Source organism: Helicobacter sp. WB40, assembly GCF_027859275.1.
GTDB lineage: Bacteria > Campylobacterota > Campylobacteria > Campylobacterales > Helicobacteraceae > Helicobacter_D > Helicobacter_D ibis.
The window spans coordinates 1-5,000 of sequence record NZ_JAQHXS010000017.1 but is presented as its reverse complement, the minus strand read 5'-3'; the positions used below and the strand labels follow the sequence as shown (position 1 = coordinate 5,000).

Below are 5,000 nucleotides of genomic sequence, written 5' to 3'. Positions count from 1 at the left end.
ATTCGAAGATACGCGAAGAACCTTACCTAGGCTTGACATTGATAGAATCTGCTAGAGATAGCGGAGTGCCCTTTTAGGGAGCTTGAAAACAGGTGCTGCACGGCTGTCGTCAGCTCGTGTCGTGAGATGTTGGGTTAAGTCCCGCAACGAGCGCAACCCTCGTCCTTAGTTGCTAACAATTCGGTTGAGCACTCTAAGGAGACTGCCTTCGCAAGGAGGAGGAAGGTGAGGATGACGTCAAGTCATCATGGCCCTTACGCCTAGGGCTACACACGTGCTACAATGGGAAGTACAAAAAGACGCAATACCGCAAGGTGGAGCAAATCTCAAAAACTTCTCTCAGTTCGGATTGCTCTCTGCAACTCGAGAGCATGAAGCTGGAATCGCTAGTAATCGTGAATCAGCCATGTCACGGTGAATACGTTCCCGGGTCTTGTACTCACCGCCCGTCACACCATGGGAGTTGTATTCGCCTTAAGTCGGAATGCCAAACTGGCTACCGCCCACGGCGGATGCAGCGACTGGGGTGAAGTCGTAACAAGGTAACCGTAGGTGAACCTGCGGTTGGATCACCTCCTTTCAAGAGATATAATCAAATATTCACTTATTTGATTCAAGTTCTTTTACCTGCTTAGTTTTCAGAGATTTTTTAACTATATTTAGGGGCTTATAGCTCAGGTGGTTAGAGCGCACCCCTGATAAGGGTGAGGTCAGAGGTTCAAGTCCTCTTAAGCCCACCATAAGGGGAATTAGCTCAGCTGGGAGAGCGCCTGCTTTGCACGCAGGAGGTCAGCGGTTCGATCCCGCTATTCTCCACCAGTCCTATATACATTAAAGAAAGTCTAATGTGAGATTTAAAATCTATATAGATTATATAAGTTTCACATTAGACTTTAGTCTAAGTGTTATTTGAAAATTCATTGTTAAAGCCTATAATAGTATTAACTACAATCACGCATAAAAACCAAAGTTGTTTTAATGATACATTCATTAAGGCAGTGGCGTTAGAATATAAAGTCAGTTAAGCTTGTAAAGGGCAAATGGTGGATGCCTTGGGTAGTAGAGGCGATGAAGGACGTACTAGACTGCGATAAGCTATGGGGAGCTGTCAAGATGCTTTGATCCATAGATTTCCGAATGGGGCAACCCAATGTATTGAGAGATACATTACCTTAAATGGAGCGAACCTAGTGAAGTGAAACATCTCAGTAACTAGAGGAAAAGAAATCAAACGAGATTCTCTTAGTAGCGGCGAGCGAACGGGGAATAGGGCAAACCAAGTGCTTGCACTTGGGGTTGAGGACTGCAACATCCACTGAAATACTCTAATAGAACATTCTGGAAAGTATAGCCATAGAGGGTGATAGCCCCGTATATGAAAGAGTATTTCTAGGTAGCAGGATCCAGAGTAGGTCAGGACACGTGAAATCCGGGCTGAAGCTGGGGGGACCACCCTCCAACCCTAAATACTACTACTACACCGATAGCGAACCAGTACCGTGAGGGAAAGGTGAAAAGAACCGCAGTGAGCGGAGTGAAATAGAACCTGAAACCATTTGCCTACAATCATTCGGAGCCCTATGATACATCCCATAAAGTTTTACTTTATGTGGTGTATCCCATTAACTAATATTAGTGGGGTCCCTATAAAATTTTAAAATTTTATGGGGTGTATCAGGGTGACGGACTGCCTTTTGCATAATGATCCTGCGAGTTGTGGTATCTGGCAAGGTTAAACTAATGTGAAGCCGTAGCGAAAGCGAGTCTTAATAGGGCGATTAGTCAGATGCTGCAGACCCGAAGCTGAGTGATCTATCCATGGCCAAGTTGAAAGTGGGGTAACACCCACCGGAGGACTGAACTCGTACCCATTGAAACGGGTTGGGATGAGCTGTGGATAGGGGTGAAAGGCCAATCAAACTCAGTGATAGCTGGTTCTCTTCGAAATATATTTAGGTATAGCCTCAAGTGATAGTAATAGGGGGTAGAGCTCTGATTGGGCTAGGGCTGCTCACCGCGGTACCAACCCCTGTCAAACTACGAATACCTATTGCCGTATCTTGGGAGTCAGGCGGTGGGTGATAAAATCAATCGTCAAGAGGGAAACAACCCAGACTACCAACTAAGGTCCCAAAGTTCTATTCTAAGTGGAAAATGATGTGAAGTTACTCAGACAACCAGGAGGTTGGCTTAGAAGCAGCCATCCTTTAAAGATAGCGTAACAGCTCACTGGTCTAGTGATTTTGCGCAGAAAATATAACGGGGCTAAGATAGACACCGAAGTTGTAGATTGTGCTGATGCACAGTGGTAGAAGAGCGTTCATATTGCGTCGAAGGTATACCGGTAAGGAGTGCTGGAGCGATATGAAGTGAGCATGCAGGAATGAGTAGCGATAAAAGTGGTGAGAATCCACTTCGCCGTAAATCTAAGGTTTCCTACGCTATGCTCGTCATCGTAGGGTTAGTCGGGTCCTAAGACAAGTCCGAAAGGGGTAGTCGATGGAAAATAGGTTAATATTCCTATACCAACATTAGTGTGCGATGGGGGGACGCATAGGGTCAAGACAAGCTGACGGATAGAAGTGTCAGTCGAAGGGTGCAAGTTAGGAGATTGGTAAATCCGCTCCCGTATCCCAAACCCGACAGGCTCTTTGAAGTCTTCGGATGGATAAGAGAATTGTTAAGATCGTCGTGCCAAGAAAAGCCTCTAAGTTTAGCTAATGTTGCCCGTACCGTAAACCGACACAGGTAGATGAGATGAGTATTCTAAGGCGCGTGAAAGAACTCTCTTTAAGGAACTCTGCAAACTAGCACCGTAAGTTCGCGATAAGGTGTGCCTACGCAAGTAGGTCTCAGCAAAGAGTCCCTCCCGACTGTTTACCAAAAACACAGCACTTTGCAAACTCGTAAGAGGAAGTATAAGGTGTGACGCCTGCCCGGTGCTCGAAGGTTAAGAGGATTAGTCAGCAGCAATGTGAAGCTTTGAATTGAAGCCCGAGTAAACGGCGGCCGTAACTATAACGGTCCTAAGGTAGCGAAATTCCTTGTCGGTTAAATACCGACCTGCATGAATGGCGTAACGAGATGGGAGCTGTCTCAAAGAGTGATTCAGTGAAATTGTAGTGGAGGTGAAAATTCCTCCTACCCGCGGCAAGACGGAAAGACCCCGTGGACCTTTACTACAGCTTGGCACTGCCGATGGGAGCATTATGCGCAGCATAGGTGGGAGGCTTTGAAATCTTTACTCCGGTAGAGATGGAGCCATCGTTGAGATACCACCCTTAATGTTTCTGTCTGCTAACTGGCTTATGTTATCCATAAGCAGGACAATGCCTGGTGGGTAGTTTGACTGGGGCGGTCGCCTCCTAAAAAGTAACGGAGGCTTGCAAAGGTTGGCTCAAAATGGTTGGAAATCATTTGTAGAGTGTAATGGCATAAGCCAGCCTGACTGAAAGACAAACAAGTCAAGCAGAGACGAAAGTCGGTCATAGTGATCCGGTGATTCTGTGTGGAAGGGTCATCGCTCAAAGGATAAAAGGTACCCCGGGGATAACAGGCTGATCTCCCCCAAGAGCTCACATCGACGGGGAGGTTTGGCACCTCGATGTCGGCTCATCGCATCCTGGGGCTGGAGCAGGTCCCAAGGGTATGGCTGTTCGCCATTTAAAGCGGTACGCGAGCTGGGTTCAGAACGTCGTGAGACAGTTCGGTCCCTATCTGCCGTGGGCGTAGGAAAGTTGAGGAGATCTGTCCCTAGTACGAGAGGACCGGGATGGACATACCACTGGTGTAGCTGTTGTCCTGCTATGGGCATCGCAGCGTAGCTACGTATGGATGTGATAAACGCTGAAAGCATCTAAGCGTGAAGCCAACTCCAAGATTAACTTTCCCTGAAGGTCGCAGGAAGACTACCTGCTTGATAGGGTAGGGGTGTAAGCATAGTAATATGTTTAGCTGACTACTACTAATAGACCGATTGGCTTAATTGATAATAAGCCACTGCCTTAATGAGTGTATAACTCAACTTTGTAAGATATGTAGTTGTTATAGGTTTATTTGCATTCTAATCTTCGTGCTAATAGAGAAGAGGTCCCACCTAGCTCCATTCCGAACCTAGAAGTTAAGCTCTTCTTCGCTGATGATACTGCTCCTTTCAGGAGTGGTAAAGTAGGACGGTGCGGAGATTAGAGTGCAAAGAGATGAATTTACTACTATTCTTTTATATTCTTCATATATTATTTAATTTAATTTATTTGGTTTTTATATGTTTATGGTTTTAGTCTTTAGTAAAATCATTTATATAAAGTGTGTTTGTATAAAAAATATTGTTATATCATTCTAATCTTTTATAAAATATACTTTAAAGTAACCCTAGTTATTTAATAGCTTGATACTCTTTAGCATAGCTTTATTTTTAAAATCTGTTTTTATTTATTATAAATTAGAAGTACTCTCTTACTATCTTTAGCACTTTTATATCTTTAGAGCCAAAGTGTAAATTACTCTTGTTGCATATTACTAATAATCTTTTTAGAGATTTTTTATTATCTTATATGTGTTTGGTTAAATTAATATGCGTGAAGTAATAAATTAGAATAGCTACTAAGTTTAATATCATTGATAGTTTATATATCTTTTAGCTTTAAAATCTTGTAGTTATTTATAAAAATATAACACTCTAGTTTTTTTAGATTCTATTATTCTTTTTACTATATCTTTTTTAGTATATATCCTTTTAGTTGGTAGATTCTAATTTATTTGTGTAAATTTCTAATTAGATTTATTAATATGATTTTTAGAGTTATTATTTAGTTATAGTTTGTTTAGTTAATACAAAAAAGCCTACAAGGAGTAGGAAAGCTAATTGATGAGACTGCAATTGGTGGGTTTATAAGGAATCTGCCAAGTCAAAATCTAAGAGGTGCAGAAGAGATTCTATCTCACTCAATCACAAAGGAGCAAAGAGAAGCTATAAAAAAGTTTGGCGAAGAATTTGGTGG

The 5,000-nt window shown here is 42.8% G+C and carries 2 tRNA genes and 3 rRNA genes (1 of these 5 running past the window's edge); all 5 read left to right on the top strand.

The features are described 5' to 3' along the window. Positions 1 to 580: ribosomal RNA gene (locus tag PF022_RS08700) — 16S ribosomal RNA — on the top strand; it begins 915 nt to the left of the window's first position. 83 nt (positions 581 to 663) lie between these two features. Continuing rightward, positions 664 to 740, top strand: a tRNA-Ile gene (locus PF022_RS08695). 3 nt (positions 741 to 743) lie between these two features. After that, positions 744 to 819: transfer RNA gene (locus tag PF022_RS08690), tRNA-Ala, on the top strand. Positions 820 to 1,019: 200 nt separating this feature from the next. Continuing rightward, positions 1,020 to 3,989, top strand: a 23S ribosomal RNA gene (locus PF022_RS08685). 79 nt (positions 3,990 to 4,068) lie between these two features. After that, a 5S ribosomal RNA gene (gene rrf, locus PF022_RS08680) occupies positions 4,069 to 4,184 on the top strand. Together the 16S, 23S and 5S rRNA genes with 2 tRNA genes alongside form the textbook arrangement of a ribosomal RNA operon. Positions 4,185 to 5,000 lie beyond the last annotated feature (816 nt).